Origin of the sequence: Marinobacter antarcticus (assembly GCF_900142385.1) — a bacterium.
GTDB classification, from domain to species: domain Bacteria; phylum Pseudomonadota; class Gammaproteobacteria; order Pseudomonadales; family Oleiphilaceae; genus Marinobacter; species Marinobacter antarcticus.
In genome coordinates this window covers 36,106-53,698 of record NZ_FRAQ01000002.1, presented here as the reverse complement: position 1 = coordinate 53,698, position 17,593 = coordinate 36,106, and the positions used below count along the sequence as shown (strand labels likewise).

The following is a 17,593-nucleotide window of genomic DNA, read 5'->3' as shown; positions in this document are numbered from 1 at the left end:
CACTGACCCGCTAAACTTTCCAGTACTCATGAAAGATTGGAGGTCGACCAGATGCATTCAGCCCGACTGATCAAGTCAGTCCCCGAAAAGGGTCGGATTATCCTGTTGCCGCTCCTGGCGCTGGCCGCAATGCTCCTGGGCACGACAGCAAAAGCCGAAATCGGCCCCGGCCTGTTTCCCTTTGAAGTGAGCTACGACGCGTCCATAGAAAAGGGCATGTCACTTAATGGCAGTGCGAAACGTATCCTCACGTCACAGGGTAACGGTGTCTGGCTGTATCGCACCGACGTGAATTCTTTCATCGCCGATCTCGATGAATCCCTGATTCTCAAATGGGAAGATGGCCGGGTCATCCCACTCAGATATCGCTACCGTCTGTCGGGATTTCTGATCAAGGACAGAATCCAATCAATTGATTTCGACTGGAAGGCTGGAGTAGCAACCGGAGAGTACCGCGGAAAATCCTTCAGGATAGATCTGGAAGAAGGCATCCTCGACCCTCTGGGCTTCCAGATTCAGCTGCACCAGGATATCCGGAGCGGCAAGCGGGAAATGGAATATCAGGTTCTGGATCGCGCCAAGATAGACAGCGAGCGCTTTGCTGTCGTGAGCGACGATGCTGGCGACTCCGATAGCAATCAGTCGCCCTATCTTAAAGCCGAAAAAATCCGCGAAAACTCCAAACGCGAAACCCTGATGTGGTTTGATCCGGACAACGAATATCTGCTGGTGCGTCTGATTCAGGTTGAGCCTGACGGCAGCCGCTACCAGCTTTCCCTCAAGGCGATGGACCTGGGAGATTAAACTTCCCGGTCCGCCTCGGCCCAAACGGCCTTCACCTCGTCCGCAATAATCCGAAGCCCTTGCGCCACACGCTCGTCGTCCTGTGAATAGGTTACACGCAGGCATTCGTGGCGATGCTTCCAGTCATCCTCCGGCAGCCCCGGAAAGAAGTAATGGCCAGACACCACCAGCACGCCACGGGCTTTTAACCGCTGGTAGAGCTCCAGGCTGGTAATGGGCAAATCCGGGAACCACAACCACAGGAACATCGCGCCTTCGGGTTTGTGAACGTACCAGCGGCAGCTGTCCTCACCCATTGCCTCACGGAAGGCAGTCACTGCGCGCTGCATTTTCCGCTTGTAAAACGGGCAGACCACATCGCGGCTCAGAGACAGAATCTCCCCGGAACGCACCAGCGGCTCGGCGAGCATGGCCCCAAAACTCCCTGTCGCCAGATTCATGATGGCATTAATTCCAGACAACGCTTTGATTACCGGCTCGGCGGCAATCACAATTCCGGTGCGCGCTGCCGGCAAGCCAAGCTTGGACAGGCTCAGACACAGAATGATCTGTTCGTTCCAGGTCGGCTTGGCATCCACGAACAGCAGGCTTGGAAAAGGTGTGCCGTATGCTCCGTCGACGATTAGCGGTACGTCATGCTGGCGCGCCATCTCCTCCAGTCGAGCCAGCTCTTCATCAGTAATTACGTTGCCGGTGGGGTTGGTTGGCCGGGATACGCAGATGGCACCGGTTTCCCCGGTCACTTCTACCGCATCAAAATCCACGCGGTATTTGAACTCATGGGCATCCGTGAATGAGATATCCGGCTGAACGGCACGAAACAAGCCAGGCTCAATGCCGGCGTCCGCGTAGCCGATATACTCCGGTGCCAGTGGCAGCAATATGTGCTTGCGATGACCTTCACCGTAATCACCACCAAACATGTTAAACAGCATGAAGAAGGCGGCCTGACTACCATTGGTGAGCGCGATGTTACCGGGTTTCAGGTTCCAGCCATATTCCCGGCTGAGCAGTTCCGCCAGCGAGGCAATGAACTGCTTTTCACCCTGAGGCGGATCGTAAACACCTACTAGACGGCGAACGTCGCTTTCGTTCCTGCTCATGTCGCCGAGAATTTCCTGGACCCGCTTCTGTATCTCAGGGATATGGCCCGGGTTGCCGCCGCCCATCATGATCATATCGTCGCCGGATGCCATGGCGTTACCCAGGTCATCCATTAACGAGGTTATACCGGCGTCAGCGGTAAACTTGCGACCAAAAGCAGAAAGTTTCATGGGGTTACATCCATCCGATCAATGAGGCCTCAGTCTCCCAGCGAGATACCAAGATTGCTGACACCGTCATTTGCGGCGCCTTCCCGGATCTCGATAATGAACTGCTCTAGTGGCGTTCGCTGGCGTTTAAGTGCCAGTACCAGGTCACGCTGGAAGGTTTTGTCTTCTTTCATCAGGGGATGAGAATCCAGCAAGCGAACCAGCTCGTCTTCTTCCAGCCCCTCACCTTCGGACAGCTCAATAAAGCTCATAACTGTGCCGGTTGCCAATTGCGAGGCTTCTGTGGCCCGGTGCTTCGATGGATTCAGGCGGTTGAGCAGTGCCTGCTCCAGGAGCTGACAAAAGTCGAAAGCCGGGTAGACACCATAGGCGTCATAAGCTTCCACGTCTGGCGACAGGGCTTCCAGTTTCAGCAACAGTTTCGGGATGGCCGTTTCTGTCACGCCCTCCTGGAGCGTGCCCCAGGCAAGATCCAGAATCTGGTGCATTTTGCCACCGGTTTTCAGATCAACCGCGTCGGCAAACAGCGCGTAATTGGGAAATGAGCGCTCGGCAAGAGCCAGCACGAAGGCGCATTCACGCCATCCCTGCAGCTGGGACACAGCTTTAAGAAACTGGTTGGCGTTCATGCTCTTGGGAGGGTCACGCCGGTCTGGCCGAAATATTTTCCGCCCCGGTCTTTGTAGCTGGTTTCGCAGATTTCGTCAGACTCGAAGAAGAGCATCTGGGCAACGCCTTCGTTGGCGTAGATTTTGGCCGGGAGGTTGGTGGTGTTGGAAAACTCCAGGGTAACCTGCCCTTCCCATTCCGGTTCCAGCGGTGTCACGTTAACGATGATGCCGCAGCGCGCGTAGGTAGATTTGCCCAGGCATATGGTTAGTACGCTGCGGGGTATGCGAAAGTACTCTATGGTGCGCGCAAGGGCAAAGGAGTTCGGCGGGATGACGCAGACGTCGCCGGTGTAGTTCACGAAGCTGTTTTCGTCGAAGTTTTTGGGGTCGACGGTGGCCGAGTGTACGTTGGTGAAGATTTTGAATTCGTTGCTGCAACGTACGTCGTAGCCGTAACTGGAAGTGCCGTAGGAGATAACCCGGCCTTTTTCAGTTTCACGGACCTGACCGCTTTCGAAGGGTTCGATCATGCGGTGCTGTTCAGACATCCGGCGAATCCACTTATCGGCTTTGATGCTCATGGGTGAAGTCTCGTATCCACTGGGAAAAATTGAGGCGTAGTTTACCTGTTCGCCTGGGTTCTGTCGAAGCTTCGCTATGTGATCTCAAGCCTCGCCTAGTGCGACTTTACGGACACACTTGAGATAGAGCCGCTGAGGTTGCGCTCCCGTGTCGAAAGCTCTGCACCAACCCGGCGGGCGATGTCGCGGTAGCGGCGGGCCACTTCGGAATCCGGCTCTGCCACCACGGTGGGTTGGCCGCTGTCGGTCTGCTCGCGGATGGTTATGTGCAATGGCAGCTGGCCAAGCAGGGTTGTTTCGTATTCATCGGCAATGCGCTCACCGCCGCCGTGGCCGAACAGGTGTTCTTCGTGGCCGCAGTTACTGCAAATGTGCACGCTCATGTTTTCCACAATGCCGAGAACCGGGATTTCAACTTTGCGGAACATCTCTATGCCTCGCTTGCCGTCAAGCAGGGCAATGTCCTGAGGGGTGGTGACGATAATGGCGCCGGTGACCGGGACTTTCTGGGCCAGGGTCAGCTGGATGTCGCCGGTGCCTGGCGGCATGTCGACAATGAGGTAGTCGAGCTCACCCCACAGGGTTTGTTGCAGGAGCTGCATGACTGCGCCGCTGACCATGGGGCCGCGCCAAATCATGGGGGTTTTGTCGGTGGTCACGAAGGCCATGGACATGGCCTGGATGCCGTGGGCTTCCATGGGCAGGAAGTATTTCTCTTCGTGCACATCCGGGCGCTTATCTTCAGGAACGCCCAGCATCATGCCGATACTGGGGCCATAGATGTCGGCGTCGAGGATGCCTACGCGGGCGCCTTCTGCCTGCAGCGCCAGGGCGAGGTTGACGGCGGTGGTGGATTTGCCTACACCGCCTTTGCCGGAGGCAACAGCTATGATGTTTTTGACGCCGGGAACGGACGGCAGGTCTTTCTGGACTTTGTAGGAGTGGACTTTCTGGCCTACGTGAACATCGGCGGTTGCAACGCCGTCAACGTTTTCCAGCGCGTTGGTGACCAACTGCTTCAGGGCGCCGGCGATACCTTTTGACGGGTATGGCAGCTCTACCATCAGCGTTACTTTTCCTGCTTCGTCCGCCACCAGCGACTTTACGGCACCCAGATCGTAAAGATCCTTTGCCAGGTACGGGTCTCGGTATTCACGAACCGCCGCCTGCAGGGCTTGCTCTGAAATCTTCGTCATCTGGCTCTCCGGAATAAGCTCATGCTGGTTTTTCAGCATGAAAACAGGTGTTTCGGGTGAAAATTATCTGCTTGAAAGGTATCATCTGAGCCCGTTTCTGACCATACAACCCTTACCTGATGAAAGGCTCGGACACACCATGACGCAAGCGAGTTCAAAGCAACAGCGCGATATTCTGGTTACCAGCGCCCTACCCTACGCCAATGGCCCCATTCACCTGGGCCATCTGCTGGAATATATTCAGACGGATATCTGGGTGCGTTATCAGAAAATGCGAGGCCAAAATTGCTACTACGTTTGCGCCGATGATGCCCATGGCACCGCCATAATGCTTCGTGCAGAGCGTGAAGGTATTACGCCTGAGCAACTGATCGACCGGATTCGTGAAGAGCATCAGCAGGATTTCAGCGGTTTCCACATCCGCTTTGATAACTACTACACCACTCATTCGGAAGAGAACCGCTATTTTTCCGAGTATATCTACCGTCAGTTGCAGAACAACGGGCACATTGCCACACGTAAGATTACCCAGTCCTTTGATCCTGAGAAAAACATGTTTCTCGCGGACCGTTTTATCAAGGGCACCTGTCCGAAGTGCAAAACCGAGGATCAGTACGGCGACAACTGTGAAGCCTGCGGCGCAACTTACACGCCTGCAGAACTGATCAACCCGCGCTCTGCGGTATCCGGCGCCACGCCGATCGAGAAGGAGTCGGAGCACTACTTCTTCAAGTTACCTGAGTTTGCGGACTTTCTGACCAAGTGGACTCGCAGCGGTGCGCTGCAGCCACAGGTTGCCAACAAACTGGCCGAGTGGCTCGATGCAGGTCTTCAGGAATGGGATATCAGCCGCGACGCGCCCTACTTCGGTTTTGAAATTCCGGATGCGCCCGGCAAATACTTCTATGTCTGGCTCGATGCCCCTATCGGTTACCTCGCGAGCTTCAAGAACCTGTGTAAACGGGAAGATATCGATTTTGAGCACTTCTGGAAGGCGGATTCCACCGCTGAGGTTTATCACTTTATCGGTAAGGACATCATCAACTTCCACGCCCTGTTCTGGCCGTCGATGCTTTACGATGCCGGCTTCCGCACGCCAACGGCGGTCTGGGCGCACGGTTTCGTTACGGTCAATGGCAAGAAGATGTCCAAGTCCCGGGGCACCTTCATCATGGCCCGCACGTATCTGGATCACCTGAACCCCGAATACCTGCGTTATTACTTTGCCGGCAAGCTAACGGGCGGCGTGGATGACATGGACCTGAATCTGGAAGATTTTGCCGCCAGGGTGAACTCGGATCTGGTTGGCAAGGTGGTCAACATCGCCAGCCGCAGTGCGGGCTTCATTACCAAGCGTTTCGATGGAGAGCTTGGCGAGGTGACCGAACAGGCTAAACTGAAAGAGTTCATTGAAGCCGGTAAAGAGCTAGAAGCTTTCTACGAGGCCCGGGAGTTTGGCCGTGCCATGCGCCGCATCATGGAGCTGGCCGACATCGCCAACCAGTACGTAAACGATGAGCAGCCCTGGGTGATCGCGAAGCAGGAAGGCCAGGACGAAAAACTGCAGGCCATCTGCACCAACGCTCTTAACATGTTCCACCTGTTGATGACGTACCTTGCCCCGGTATTGCCAGAGACTGCAAAAGCGTCAGAAGACTTTCTGAACGCGAAGCTGGACTGGAACAACCGCAGCGAGCGGCTGGAAAACCACAGCATCAAGAAGTTCACGCCATTGATGAGCCGGGTGGACATGGCGCAGATCGAAAAAATGCTGGATGCCTCGAAAGAGGAAATGCCCGCAGCGACCGGCAAACCGTCTCAGCCCGCCAATCCGGAAGCGATTGCAGATGAAATAGAATTTGATGATTTCGCGAAAGTGGATCTCCGAGTCGTTAAGATAGTGAAAGCAGAACATGTTGAAGGGGCAGACAAGCTTCTTCGCCTGACGCTTGATCTGGGGCATGGCGAACGCAACGTGTTTGCTGGTATCAAGTCTGCCTACAATCCTGAAGATCTTGAGGGACGCCTTACCGTAATGGTCGCCAACCTCAAGTCCCGGAAAATGAAATTTGGCATTTCGGAAGGCATGGTTCTGGCAGCCGGCCCGGGGGGCAAGGATATCTTTATTCTGTCTCCGGATTCGGGTGCGACGCCCGGCATGCGGGTGATGTAAACAGACACCGAGGCAGAGCGCTCCAATGACAGAATATTTACTGATATTGGTCAGCACCATTCTGGTGAACAACTTCGTGCTTGTTCAGTTTCTCGGCCTGTGCCCCTTTATGGGGGTTTCAGGCAAGCTGGAAACGGCCATGGGCATGTCCCTGGCCACCACCTTTGTGCTGACCCTGTCATCGGTGTGCAGTTATCTTGCCTACACCTACCTGTTGGCCCCTCTGGACCTGGAGTTTCTGAAAACCATCACCTTCATTCTGGTGATTGCGGTGGTGGTTCAGTTTACAGAGATGGTGGTGCGTAAAACCAGCCCTCTGCTCTACCGCGTGCTGGGCATTTTCCTGCCACTGATTACTACCAACTGCGCCGTACTCGGCGTAGCGCTCCTTAACCTGAACAAAAACAACAACTTCGTTGAATCAGTACTCTACGGCTTTGGCGCCGCTGCCGGCTTTTCGCTGGTGCTGGTGCTGTTTGCCGCGATGCGCGAACGCATTGCCGTGGCCGATGTCCCTGTTTCCTTCCGGGGCGCGGCCATTGGGATGGTCACCGCAGGGTTGATGTCACTGGCGTTTCTGGGCTTTACCGGCCTGGTCAGCGTTTAACGGAGACGCGTTTTTATGTGGACAGGCATTATTATCGCCGTTCTGGTTCTGCTCGGTCTCGCCTTGGTATTTGGCGGTTTGCTGGGCTTCGCCTCAGAACGGTTCCGGGTTGAAGGTAATCCACTGGTGGAACAGATTGACGCGGTGCTGCCACAAACCCAGTGTGGCCAGTGCGGGTTTCCCGGCTGCCGTCCCTATGCCGAATCCATTGCCAACGGCGATGCAATAAACAAGTGTCCTCCCGGCGGCGAGTCCACTATTAAAGCATTGGCAGATCTGCTTGATGTAGAGCCTCAGCCACTGGATGCCGAACACGGCGTGGAACAGGCCCGGCGCGTTGCCGTTATACGGGAAGATGAGTGCATAGGCTGCACCAAGTGCATTCAAGCCTGCCCGGTGGACGCCATTCTGGGCGCCGCAAAACATATGCATACTGTTATCGAAAGTGAATGCACAGGCTGTGATCTGTGCGTGGAGCCCTGCCCTGTTGACTGTATCGACATGATCACCATTGAACCCGATATCCGGGGCTGGACCTGGGCTCAGCCTGCGCCAGGGATTATCGCAACAGACCAGCAGGAGGCCCATTCCTGATGACTCAGCTTTGGAACTTTAGCGGCGGCGTTCATCCGGCAGAGCACAAGCAGCTTTCGACCGCCCGGGCCATTCAAGTTGCGGGCATTCCCGGGCAGCTGGTAATCCCTCTGCAGCAGCACATTGGCGAGCCAGCAGAACCCGTTGTGGCGGTTGGTGACTATGTACTGAAAGGCCAGAAAATCGCCGATGTAATCCACGGCATGGGCGTTCCGGTGCATGCTCCGACATCCGGCGTGATTGAAAGCGTCGGCGACCACCCTGTGCCACATCCTTCGGGCATGACAGACAAATGCATCGTTTTGAAACCGGACGGCAAGGATGAATGGTGCGAGCGTTACCCGATCAGTGATTATCGCAAGCTCGACCGGGATCAGGTTCTGGGTATCATTCACTCTGCCGGTATCTCCGGTATGGGTGGAGCTGGTTTTCCGACGTACATAAAACTGAAACCACGCCGGGATCGCAAGGTCGACACACTGATTCTCAACGGTGCCGAATGTGAGCCCTACATTACCGCCGACGACATGACCATGCGTGAGAGGGCCGATGAGGTCGTTTCGGGGCTCAAGATCATGGCCTGGATTCTGCGTCCTGAGCGTTGTGTTATTGGCATTGAAGACAACAAGCCTGAAGCTGCGGCCGCCCTGCGGGAAGCTACACAGGGCACCAAAATTGAAATCGCCATTGTCCCGACTAAATATCCGTCAGGCGGTGAAAAGCAGTTAATTCAGATTCTGACCGGGATGGAAGTTCCCAGCGGCGGTATTCCTGCCGATATCGGCGTTATGTGCCAGAACATTGGAACAGCCGTCGCGGTTTCCCGGGCCATCTTTGAGGGCACACCACTCATAGCGCGTATTGTTACCCTGACCGGTGAAGCGCTGGAAAAGCCGGGCAATTTTGATGTTTTGCTGGGTACGTCCGTGGATTATCTTCTCGAGCAGGCCGGTCTGCAGCCGGACCGCGCCAGCCGCCTGGTTCTCGGCGGGCCCATGATGGGCTATACGCTGACCACTACGGCGGTACCCATTACCAAAACCAGTAACTGCATCATTGCGGCGACCGCCAGTGAACTGCCTGCACCGCCCCCCGAGCAGGCCTGCATCCGTTGCGGGCAGTGCGCCGAGGTCTGCCCTATGGAACTTCTGCCGCAACAACTGTTCTGGCACGCAAAGGCAACGGAGTTTGAAAAAGCAGAGCATCTGAACCTGTTCGACTGCATCGAATGCGGAGCCTGCTCATACGTGTGCCCAAGCGCTATCCCGCTCGTGCAGTATTACCGCTATGCCAAGGGTGAGATTCGCGTACAGCGCGCAGAACAACTCAAGGCGGATCGTGCCAGGGAGCGCTTTGAGGCGCGCCAGGAAAGACTGGAACGAGAACAGCAGGAGAAGGATCTGCGCCGGAAGGAACGAGCAAAAGCCGCCTCGGAAGCCCAGGCCAAAAAGAAAGCAGAAGCTGAAAAGGCCGCGGCCAACGGAGAGGCCGTGGACGAGCGGGGGGCAAAATCTGCCTTGGTGGAACAGGCTCTGGCGCGGAAAAAGGCCAGTACCGAAGCAGCGCAGCCGGCCCAACAGGCTCAGGTGGACGCACCGGCAGAGCCTGTGCAGGAAATACCCGATATTGAAGCGCTGGAAAAGCAGTTTTCCCAGGCACAGTCCAAGCTGGAAACCATGCAGGCCATGCTCGAAGACGCGAAAACCCAGCAGGCAGACAACGTGGGGAAACTGGAACGTGCGGTCGCCAAGAACCATGATCGAGTAAAACGGGCAGAAGACGCCTTGGCAGACGCTCGCAAAACGCTGGCGGCTCAGTCCGAAACCCAGTCCATCGAATAACCCGAATCAGGCCCAACTTTCATGGCGTTTGTTCAACAGTCCTCACCCCATGCTCATAACGCGCGCCCGACATCGAAGGTGATGCTTTGGGTCATACTTGCGGCTTTGCCAGGCCTGCTGGCACAGACCCTGTTCTTTGGCTGGGGCAACCTGATAAACGTTGTCTGGTGCATTGTCATTGCTCTGGCCTCGGAAGCTGCCATCCTCAAACTGCGCAGCAAGCCGGTCGCGTTTTTTCTCAGGGACAATACTGCTGCTGTAACCGGGCTGTTGCTCGGGCTGTCGTTACCACAGTTTGCCCCCTGGTGGGTATCGGCAGTAGCGGTCATTTCCGCGATTGTGATTGCCAAACAGCTCTATGGCGGACTGGGCTCCAACCCTTTCAACCCGGCCATGGTGGGCTACGCGCTGGTGTTGATTTCGTTCCCGGTAGCTATGACCACCAACTGGGCGGAACCGGCGCTGCTCTGGAACAATGCCCCTGGTTTCGGAGATACTCTGGCGGCAATCGCCTCGGGGCAGCAAACAGCCATCGATGGCTGGACCATGGCCACACCGCTGGACGAATACAAACACAAAATTGCCACCCATACCGCGGCCGAAGTTCTTTCACACCCGACGTTCGGCGAGGGTTTTGCCAAAGGATGGGAGTGGATCAATGCGGCCTTCCTCGCCGGCGGGATTGTGCTGATTGGCCTGCGGATTATCACCTGGCACATTCCGGCCGCCGTTCTGGGGGCGCTGGTTGCGATGAGCCTGGCATTTGGCAGCAACGCGGATCAGTATACTCCGTTATCACTGCACCTCCTGGCCGGAGGCACTATGCTAGGCGCATTTTTTATCGCAACCGATCCGGTATCTGCTGCCACCAGCCATCAGGGAAAACTGATTTACGGGGCTGGTATCGGCGTGTTGATCTATCTGATCCGGAGCTGGGGTAACTATCCGGACGCCGTGGCGTTCAGCGTTTTGCTCATGAACTTTGCCGTGCCCTTTATTGATCACTACACGCCGCCAAGAACCTATGGCCATCACAAAGCCCGTCGTGGGCTGCCTAGCCGGGGCAGGAGCTGAACCATGACACCTATGACTCAATCCATTCGCCGCAGTGCCATCGGGCTTGGACTGTTTGCGGTTATTACTGGCGGCACAATTGCTGTGACCCAAGCACTGACCGAAGAACGAATCACCGAACAGGCTGCCAGAGCAGAAGCCAAGGCACTGTTTGAAATCATCCCTGAAAACGCCCACAACAATGACATGCTCAGGGACACGGTAGTTCTACCTGCAAGCGACCGACTGGCAACAGGCGGGCCGGTGACTGCATGGATAGCACGCCAGGACGGACAACCTGTTGGCATAATCATGCCCGCCATTGCACCAGATGGCTATTCAGGCGCTATAAAGTTGCTTGTAGGTATAGACCTTGAAGGCACGGTTCTCGGTGTAAGGGTTACCAGCCACAGGGAAACTCCCGGGCTGGGCGACCGGATTGAAACCAGGAAGTCCGACTGGGTCAAAGATTTTGAAGGGCGTTCACTCGGTAACCCGGCACCACGGGACTGGAATGTCAAAAAGAACGGCGGCGTTTTCGACCAGTTTACCGGCGCCACCATCACTCCCCGAGCTGTGGTGAAAGCCGTACAGAAATCACTGATTTATTTCCGGCAGAACCAACAGGTTATCCGGGCTCAACTCAATAAACCCCCGTCAGGGCAAGGCCCTGCAGTCACACCCGGGGATCTGACAGACGAATCCCTGAACGTGGAGCAATCCTGATCATGGCGACTAAAACTTCCGGCGAAATCATCCGTGACGGGCTCTGGGACAATAACCCGGCACTGGTTCAGGTGTTGGGGTTATGCCCTCTTCTCGCGGTTACCAGTACTCTGGTCAATGCAATCGGTCTGGGGCTGGCAACCCTGATGGTATTGATGGGCTCTAACCTGGCGGTTTCGCTGATCCGGAACTTTGTCGGCGAATCCGTGCGCCTACCTACCTTCGTGATGATTATTGCCTCCTTTGTAACCTGTGCTGAGTTGCTGATGCAGGCGTATACCTACGAGCTTTATCAGATACTCGGTATTTTCATACCTCTGATCGTTACCAACTGCGCAATTCTGGGTCGTGCCGATGCGTTTGCCTCACGCAACGCACCTGGTCCCGCGCTACTGGATGGTGCAATGATGGGCACCGGTTTCCTGATAGTGCTCATTATTCTCGGTGGCATGCGCGAGTTGATCGGCCAGGGCACCCTGTTTGCGGATATGCACCTGCTGCTAGGCCCCATGGCTGCTAACTGGGTCATAGAGCCCTTTGCCAACTACCCGGACATGCTGTTCATGGTGTTACCGCCCGGCGCCTTCGTTGGCCTCGGCTTGCTGATTGCCCTGAAGAACGGCATCGACAACCACCTTGAGGAACGCCGGAAGGCGTTTCAGACAGCCGCAACGCCTGGTAGCAAGCGCGTGCGAGTCACCGGGAACGTCTCATGATCTGCGCCCAGAGTCGCGATGAAGCACAATGAATAAAGCCAAACGTATTGAAATCTTCTCCCGTTTGCGGGAAGCCAACCCCAATCCGACAACGGAACTGAACTACAGCAGTCCGTTTGAGCTACTCATTGCGGTTATTCTCTCCGCTCAGGCAACGGATGTAGGCGTCAACAAGGCTACTGACAAACTCTATCCGGTCGCCAACACGCCAGAGGCCATACTTGCGCTCGGTGTGGACGGCCTGAAGAGCTACATAAAGACAATCGGGTTATTCAACAGCAAGGCAGAGAACGTCATCAAGACCTGCCGCATACTGATTGAAAAGCACGACAGTATTGTTCCCGATAAACGGGAAGACCTTGAAGCGCTGCCCGGGGTCGGCCGCAAAACCGCTAACGTGGTACTGAACACGGCGTTCGGACACCTGGCCATGGCGGTGGACACTCATATTTTCCGGGTATCCAATCGCACCGGCATCGCTCCGGGCAAAAACGTACTGGAAGTGGAAGACCGCCTGATGCGATTAGTGCCCAAAGAGTTTCTGCAAGACGCCCATCACTGGCTTATCCTGCACGGGCGTTACACCTGCGTAGCACGCAAGCCCAGATGCGGTGCCTGTATTGTTGAGGATCTTTGCGAGTTCAAACAGAAAAGCGATTATCTGTAAGGTACTGACTCAAAGTACAAAAAAGCCGGCAATAGCCGGCTTCTCTGAAACGGGCAGAAGCTCTCTGTCAGCCTTGACCCAGCATTTTCTTCTTCAGACTCTTCTGAGCCGGTTCGTCAGAAAGCCAGATACCAAACAAGGCTTTCTTGAATTCAAGATCACCAACAGTGTCTTTTTGCTCACCGTTTTTTAGCACCTTGACGCCCTCACCCGGCACGTAGACCAGCTCAAATACGTCACCTTCCTTGATTTCCTCTTTGAACACCGACCTGAACTGATCAATGTCTGCCTGAACGGGAGCCATGTCACCACCCGTAGAAGCCTCGAAGCCTTCCATGGTTGCTTCTGTCATACGGCCGCTGGTAATCATGCCGGAAATAATGTGCAGCGTAATTGCCTGAGGCTCATCTGCCTCAATCACGGCATTTCCATCCTGCTGACTCTGAGGCACATAGAGGCTGCCAATGTAGAGATCCATGAAAAACTTGGAGCGAGTGCCTGCACCGTTCAAGGCAAGCTCTGTGCTGTCTGCCTTATAGGTCTCTGGGCCATTAACACCCTCAACAGTCAACGCCAAAGCAGGAGTTGAGAGTGTGGCGGCCAGCATCAGGGATGCAAAGCACGTCAAAAACGCCTTTTTTATAGTCCTTTCCTTTTTAGTCATTATTATGAGAGTTCATTCGTCACCAGGTACGGATCCTTAGCCCCCGGTGACGCTATTCTAACAATGGCCGAAAGGGGCGAAGCGCCACCTGGTTCTCATTTGCAGGGATACTAAAACAGAAAACGCCAGCCATGAGACATGGCCGGCGTTCCGGATGTTACGTCAGAAAGGCTATTTGAACAGAAGGTTTCCAGACAGGCCTTCTTTTTCGAGAATTTCACGTAAACGCCGCAACGCCTCTACCTGAATCTGTCGAACCCGCTCCCGGGTCAGGCAAATTTCCTGCCCGACTTCTTCCAGCGTGCTGACCGGGTAACCTCTGAGGCCGAACCTCCGGGACAGGACTTCTTGCTGCTTCTCGCTGAGCTGGTCTATCCATTTCCCAAGACAGGAACACATGTTGCTTTCCTGCAGTACGTCTGCGGGATCAGAGGCGCCCTCATCGGCCACTGTATCCAGTAGGGACTTTTCGCCACCGGCACCGATTGGCATATCCATGGAGGCAACGCGCTCATTAAGCCCCAGCATACGCTTTACATCATTGACCGGCTTGTCCACCTTCTTTGCAATTTCTTCCGCAGAGGGCTCATGATCAAGCGTCTGCGTCAGTTCGCGAGCAGCTCGCAGATAAAGGTTCAGCTCCTTAACTACGTGAATAGGCAAGCGGATGGTGCGGGTCTGGTTCATGATGGCCCGCTCTATCGTCTGGCGAATCCACCATGTTGCGTAGGTGGAGAAACGGAAGCCCCGCTCCGGGTCAAACTTTTCAACCGCACGGATCAGCCCGAGGTTACCCTCTTCGATCAGATCCAACAGAGTGAGCCCTCGATTCACATAGCGGCGAGCAATCTTAACAACCAGCCTCAGGTTGCTCTCAATCATTCGTTTACGGCCAGAATCCTCACCTTTGCGCGCCAGGCGTGCAAAATAGACTTCCTCTTCCGGTGTCAGAAGTGGTGAGAAACCAATTTCGTTGAGATAAAGCTGAGTGGCATCCAGCTGCTTTGCACTGGCGTAATAACGCCCCTGGGTGGGGAATCCTTCATTGGCTTCGGCAGCCTCCGGGGCGCTCTTATCGGTTTTTTCCTCTGCGAGTAACTGATCCTCAGAGTCATCAACGTTTGAAGAGCCATCAACGCCTGTTATGCGATCAACAATCATACCTTCTTGCTCTGCTGACATATCTCTTGCCCCGCCTTTCAACAATCCTGGATTTCTGCCCGATACTTTTTTTTGTTGCGGGCAATGGTTATTTCTTTTCTCTTCAGGACTTCTTCAATGGCAAGCTTATGTGGGCTGTTGCCATCACTTCTTCTTATTTTAAGCACTGCATCTGTCATTAGCGTGGTGGCAGATAATGAGTTGGATCGACCGGGTTACCATTTTTTCGGATCTCAAAATGCAACATGGGGCGATCTGAACCACTGCCGCCGAGTTCTGCTATAACTTGTCCAGCTTTTACTCCCTCCCCTTCACTAACCAGAATCTTCCGGTTATGAGCGTACGCACTCAGATATTGCTCGTTATGATTCACAATAATCAGATTGCCATAACCCAACAAACCATTGCCAGCGTAGACCACACTTCCATCTGCGGCAGCTCTTACAGCATCCCCGGCTTTTCCGGCAATATCAACGCCTTTGTTGACTTTTCCGGATGATGAATAGCCTGCAATTACGGTGCCAGAGTGAGGCCAGCGCCACGGGATACTGGCTACTGTCTGGGTTCGGGAAGCCAGTGGGGCAGAGTTGTCCGACTGTCGGGTGACAGCGGGTTTCCGGGTAGACGCTGGCGTCGGTACAGGGGATCTGGCTCCGGATGCCCGGGCGGATGTGTTTGCGGATGGCCTGGATGCCTTTGCGGTGGCACGACCACCACTGCCGGATGTAGCAGTGCCGCGACGGTCCAACCGAAGCACCTGCCCGGCCCGGATAGTCCAGGGTGGACTGAGGCCATTGGCATTGCCCAGCTCCCGGTAATCGCGGCCGTAGATCCAGGCGATACCGTACAAAGTCTCACCCTCGCGGACGACATGGCGCCCCCAGTAAACTGGCGGATTATAAATATCATCCCGGTAAAGCGCCTGCGTGTTGCAGCCGCTCAGTGATCCCGAAAGAAAAAGAAATGCAATCAGAAAAAACCAGAACTTACCGGTTTCAGAAGTGCAGGCAGAAGAGTGGGCACCAAAGAGGAACCGCGGGGAGGCCGACAATCCGGCTTGAGCTGACCCACGTAACAATCTCACTGGAATAACACCGGCCCGGTTATGAGGAATCTGTATTGGCTCTGAATCTGTTCAAAGAAGATCCTGAAGTTTCAAAAGCAACTCGCTAATTTATTGCACATTTTGAATTCAAATCCAAGTTACTCAGTACCCATCCCTGTTACCCCTCACCGTCTTTGTTACGGGCGGGAACAATAGTGTGCCTGTAAAGGTAACACGGGGCCCCTCAGGAATTACCCGGCACTATCGGACACCGCCTGCTCCGCTTTCTGGTAGCGCCCACCAAACCACTCGATCAGCAGCACAAGAACAATACCGACGATGACCATTGCCGCGACTGTCGCAATCTGCGGATCCAGACCAGTGAGATCCGCAAATGCCCCAGGGCTGATGCTGACCTCACTCAAAGGTACCTGTTCGCCGGAACTGTTGGTTCGCCAGCTGAGAGTCTCCTTCCACGGCCATACCTTATTCAGTGCACCAATCATGAAGCCGGTAAGCAGCGCCAGCACATGGTCATGATACTTGTGAAAAGCCCAGGTAATCAGCCTTGCTACCGACAGCAGGCCCACCAGACAGCCTGCCATAAACAGCAGCAACACGGCGATATCAAAGGATTTTATGGCCGCCAGAACCGGAGCGTACATACCAACAATAACCAGAATAAAGCTGCCGGAAATACCGGGCAGGATCATCGCGCATATTGCTACAGCTCCGGCGGCGAAAAAGGTCAGAGCGGAGGGGTTAAGCTGGCCTACAGACAGGGTTGTGATCCACCACGCAACGACAATACCAATAACAAGAGGAAAGAGCAGAGATACGCGGTAGTGTCGTGCCTGACGGCCGACGTGCCAGACAGACGCGAGAATCAACCCGAAAAAAAAGCTCCAGATCAGAATCGGGTATTCGGCAAGCAGGAAGCTGATCCCGGATGCCATAGTAACAATGCTGGTAAGAATGCCTGCCAGCAGCGTGCTGAGAAAGGTGCCATCACAGGCCTGCCAGAAAGCACTCAGTTTCCCCCGGAACAGATCCCTGAACACAGCCCTCGGAATGGCGCTAATAGCCTCCAGAAGCCGGAAGTAAATGCCGGTTATAAACGCGATGGTGCCACCGGATACGCCAGGAACAACATCCGCAGCCCCCATCGCCATGCCCCTCAAAAACACTGAGGCGGGATGTTGTCCGCGGACAGCGCTTTGCGTGTTGATTTTCTGCGGCTGATTGGTCAACGGACAACTCCTCCCAACAGGGGTACAAAGCGAACCGGCTCCAGTTCACGGCGTTCAAAACGGTCGCCATTGCGGATCACTTCCACAAGCACCTGGTGCTCTTCACCAACCGGCGCCACCAGAACGCCACCATCTGCTAGCTGGTCCAGCAGCTCCGATGGCACCTCCATCGGAGCTGCTGTAACAATAATGCCGTCAAATGGCCCTCTTTCCGGCCATCCCATGCCACCGTCTGCATGCTTGAGCATGACATTCCGGATATTGAGCTGCCGCAGCCTCTCCCGGGCACGGTCTTGAAGCGGCTTGATCCGTTCAACACTGTAAATCTGATCAAACAGCTGTGACAACACAGCTGTCTGGTAACCTGACCCCGTACCCAGCTCCAGAACTCTGGCGGGTTCATGCCTGAGTAACAGTTCGGTCATTCGGGCGACGATGTAGGGCTGAGACAGCGTCTGACCATAGCCGATAGGCAGTGACGTGTCCTCATAAGCCCGATGCGACAGAGCCTCATCCAGAAAAATGTGGCGCGGCACCTGCCCCATGACTTCCAGAACGCGATCCGACTCGATACCCGATTCTTTGAGGCGTTGAACCAGGCGCATACGCGTGCGCCGGGAAGTCATCCCG

General features: G+C 55.1%; 18 protein-coding genes. 9 read left to right on the top strand and 9 right to left on the bottom strand.

The window, feature by feature from the left end:
• Nucleotides 1-51 precede the first annotated feature (51 nt).
• On the top strand, nucleotides 52-804 hold the full coding sequence (locus tag BUA49_RS11625) for a DUF3108 domain-containing protein (RefSeq protein ID WP_072797941.1): 753 nt from the start codon (nucleotides 52-54) through the stop codon (nucleotides 802-804).
• Here the strand turns inward: BUA49_RS11625 and BUA49_RS11620 are convergent.
• The 4 genes from BUA49_RS11620 to apbC all read right to left on the bottom strand — a co-directional run bounded on the left by BUA49_RS11620 (nucleotide 801) and on the right by apbC (nucleotide 4,466).
• Entirely contained in the window at nucleotides 801-2,078 is a 1,278-nt protein-coding gene (locus BUA49_RS11620; protein ID WP_072797939.1) for a valine--pyruvate transaminase, read from the bottom strand. The genes BUA49_RS11625 and BUA49_RS11620 overlap by 4 nt on opposite strands.
• Before the next feature lie 29 nt (nucleotides 2,079-2,107).
• Nucleotides 2,108-2,707 (bottom strand): YjaG family protein, encoded by a 600-nt coding sequence (locus BUA49_RS11615; RefSeq protein WP_072797938.1) that lies wholly within the window; start codon nucleotides 2,705-2,707, stop codon nucleotides 2,108-2,110.
• The gene (gene dcd, locus BUA49_RS11610) at nucleotides 2,704-3,270 is read right to left on the bottom strand and encodes a dCTP deaminase (protein ID WP_072797936.1); all 567 of its coding nucleotides are present in this window, start codon (nucleotides 3,268-3,270) and stop codon (nucleotides 2,704-2,706) included. The genes BUA49_RS11615 and dcd overlap by 4 nt, the downstream gene beginning before the upstream one ends.
• A gap of 95 nt (nucleotides 3,271-3,365) precedes the next feature.
• A complete protein-coding gene (gene apbC / locus BUA49_RS11605) occupies nucleotides 3,366-4,466 on the bottom strand; it encodes an iron-sulfur cluster carrier protein ApbC (protein WP_072798644.1) in 1,101 nt (366 codons plus the stop codon).
• Between the two features lie 139 nt (nucleotides 4,467-4,605).
• Between apbC and metG the strand changes: the two genes are divergently transcribed.
• The 8 genes from metG to nth are packed head-to-tail and all read left to right on the top strand — an operon-like array spanning nucleotide 4,606 to nucleotide 12,843.
• Nucleotides 4,606-6,639 carry a methionine--tRNA ligase gene (gene metG, locus BUA49_RS11600; protein ID WP_072798643.1) on the top strand — a complete coding sequence of 678 codons (2,034 nt, stop codon included), beginning with the start codon at nucleotides 4,606-4,608 and terminating at the stop codon, nucleotides 6,637-6,639.
• Between the two features lie 25 nt (nucleotides 6,640-6,664).
• A complete protein-coding gene (rsxA, locus tag BUA49_RS11595) occupies nucleotides 6,665-7,246 on the top strand; it encodes an electron transport complex subunit RsxA (RefSeq protein WP_072797934.1) in 582 nt (193 codons plus the stop codon).
• Between the two features lie 15 nt (nucleotides 7,247-7,261).
• Complete coding sequence (gene rsxB / locus BUA49_RS11590; protein WP_072797933.1) at nucleotides 7,262-7,840, top strand: electron transport complex subunit RsxB; 579 nt, start codon at nucleotides 7,262-7,264, stop codon at nucleotides 7,838-7,840.
• Complete coding sequence (gene rsxC, locus BUA49_RS11585) at nucleotides 7,840-9,681, top strand: electron transport complex subunit RsxC (RefSeq protein WP_072797931.1); 1,842 nt, start codon at nucleotides 7,840-7,842, stop codon at nucleotides 9,679-9,681. Before rsxB ends, rsxC begins: the two co-directional genes overlap by 1 nt.
• Nucleotides 9,682-9,702: 21 nt before the next feature.
• The gene (gene rsxD / locus BUA49_RS11580) at nucleotides 9,703-10,755 is read left to right on the top strand and encodes an electron transport complex subunit RsxD (RefSeq protein WP_072797930.1); all 1,053 of its coding nucleotides are present in this window, start codon (nucleotides 9,703-9,705) and stop codon (nucleotides 10,753-10,755) included.
• A 3-nt stretch (nucleotides 10,756-10,758) separates the two neighbouring features.
• Complete coding sequence (gene rsxG, locus BUA49_RS11575; RefSeq protein ID WP_072797928.1) at nucleotides 10,759-11,460, top strand: electron transport complex subunit RsxG; 702 nt, start codon at nucleotides 10,759-10,761, stop codon at nucleotides 11,458-11,460.
• Nucleotides 11,461-11,462: 2 nt separating this feature from the next.
• On the top strand, nucleotides 11,463-12,176 hold the full coding sequence (locus tag BUA49_RS11570; protein WP_072797926.1) for an electron transport complex subunit E: 714 nt from the start codon (nucleotides 11,463-11,465) through the stop codon (nucleotides 12,174-12,176).
• Nucleotides 12,177-12,204: 28 nt separating this feature from the next.
• A complete protein-coding gene (nth, locus tag BUA49_RS11565) occupies nucleotides 12,205-12,843 on the top strand; it encodes an endonuclease III (protein ID WP_072797924.1) in 639 nt (212 codons plus the stop codon).
• Nucleotides 12,844-12,910: 67 nt separating this feature from the next.
• On the opposite strand, the gene BUA49_RS11560 is transcribed toward nth, so the two are convergent.
• From BUA49_RS11560 to BUA49_RS11540, 5 genes are all read right to left on the bottom strand, one after another.
• Complete coding sequence (locus BUA49_RS11560; protein WP_072798641.1) at nucleotides 12,911-13,486, bottom strand: chalcone isomerase family protein; 576 nt, start codon at nucleotides 13,484-13,486, stop codon at nucleotides 12,911-12,913.
• Nucleotides 13,487-13,678: 192 nt separating this feature from the next.
• Nucleotides 13,679-14,689: an RNA polymerase sigma factor RpoS gene (gene rpoS / locus BUA49_RS11555; RefSeq protein WP_072797923.1), complete on the bottom strand. Its 1,011-nt coding sequence runs from the start codon at nucleotides 14,687-14,689 to the stop codon at nucleotides 13,679-13,681.
• Between the two features lie 157 nt (nucleotides 14,690-14,846).
• Nucleotides 14,847-15,641 (bottom strand): peptidoglycan DD-metalloendopeptidase family protein, encoded by a 795-nt coding sequence (locus BUA49_RS11550; protein WP_323807524.1) that lies wholly within the window; start codon nucleotides 15,639-15,641, stop codon nucleotides 14,847-14,849.
• 323 nt (nucleotides 15,642-15,964) lie between these two features.
• On the bottom strand, nucleotides 15,965-16,885 hold the full coding sequence (locus tag BUA49_RS11545) for a DUF368 domain-containing protein (RefSeq protein ID WP_323807523.1): 921 nt from the start codon (nucleotides 16,883-16,885) through the stop codon (nucleotides 15,965-15,967).
• 74 nt (nucleotides 16,886-16,959) lie between these two features.
• The gene (locus tag BUA49_RS11540) at nucleotides 16,960-17,589 is read right to left on the bottom strand and encodes a protein-L-isoaspartate(D-aspartate) O-methyltransferase (protein WP_407656704.1); all 630 of its coding nucleotides are present in this window, start codon (nucleotides 17,587-17,589) and stop codon (nucleotides 16,960-16,962) included.
• Between the last annotated feature and the right edge of the window lie 4 nt (nucleotides 17,590-17,593).

Excerpts from the sequence above, each read along its gene's own strand:
- BUA49_RS11625 (WP_072797941.1), top strand. The coding sequence starts at position 52 with ATGCATTCAGCCCGACTGATCAAGTCAGTCCCCGAAAAGGGTCGGATT.
- BUA49_RS11620 (WP_072797939.1), bottom strand. The coding sequence starts at position 2,078 with ATGAAACTTTCTGCTTTTGGTCGCAAGTTTACCGCTGACGCCGGTATA.
- BUA49_RS11615 (WP_072797938.1), bottom strand. The coding sequence starts at position 2,707 with ATGAACGCCAACCAGTTTCTTAAAGCTGTGTCCCAGCTGCAGGGATGG.
- dcd (WP_072797936.1), bottom strand. The coding sequence starts at position 3,270 with ATGAGCATCAAAGCCGATAAGTGGATTCGCCGGATGTCTGAACAGCAC.
- apbC (WP_072798644.1), bottom strand. The coding sequence starts at position 4,466 with ATGACGAAGATTTCAGAGCAAGCCCTGCAGGCGGCGGTTCGTGAATAC.
- metG (WP_072798643.1), top strand. The coding sequence starts at position 4,606 with ATGACGCAAGCGAGTTCAAAGCAACAGCGCGATATTCTGGTTACCAGC.
- rsxA (WP_072797934.1), top strand. The coding sequence starts at position 6,665 with ATGACAGAATATTTACTGATATTGGTCAGCACCATTCTGGTGAACAAC.
- rsxB (WP_072797933.1), top strand. The coding sequence starts at position 7,262 with ATGTGGACAGGCATTATTATCGCCGTTCTGGTTCTGCTCGGTCTCGCC.
- rsxC (WP_072797931.1), top strand. The coding sequence starts at position 7,840 with ATGACTCAGCTTTGGAACTTTAGCGGCGGCGTTCATCCGGCAGAGCAC.
- rsxD (WP_072797930.1), top strand. The coding sequence starts at position 9,703 with ATGGCGTTTGTTCAACAGTCCTCACCCCATGCTCATAACGCGCGCCCG.
- rsxG (WP_072797928.1), top strand. The coding sequence starts at position 10,759 with ATGACACCTATGACTCAATCCATTCGCCGCAGTGCCATCGGGCTTGGA.
- BUA49_RS11570 (WP_072797926.1), top strand. The coding sequence starts at position 11,463 with ATGGCGACTAAAACTTCCGGCGAAATCATCCGTGACGGGCTCTGGGAC.
- nth (WP_072797924.1), top strand. The coding sequence starts at position 12,205 with ATGAATAAAGCCAAACGTATTGAAATCTTCTCCCGTTTGCGGGAAGCC.
- rpoS (WP_072797923.1), bottom strand. The coding sequence starts at position 14,689 with ATGTCAGCAGAGCAAGAAGGTATGATTGTTGATCGCATAACAGGCGTT.
- BUA49_RS11545 (WP_323807523.1), bottom strand. The coding sequence starts at position 16,885 with ATGGCGATGGGGGCTGCGGATGTTGTTCCTGGCGTATCCGGTGGCACC.
- BUA49_RS11540 (WP_407656704.1), bottom strand. The coding sequence starts at position 17,589 with ATGACTTCCCGGCGCACGCGTATGCGCCTGGTTCAACGCCTCAAAGAA.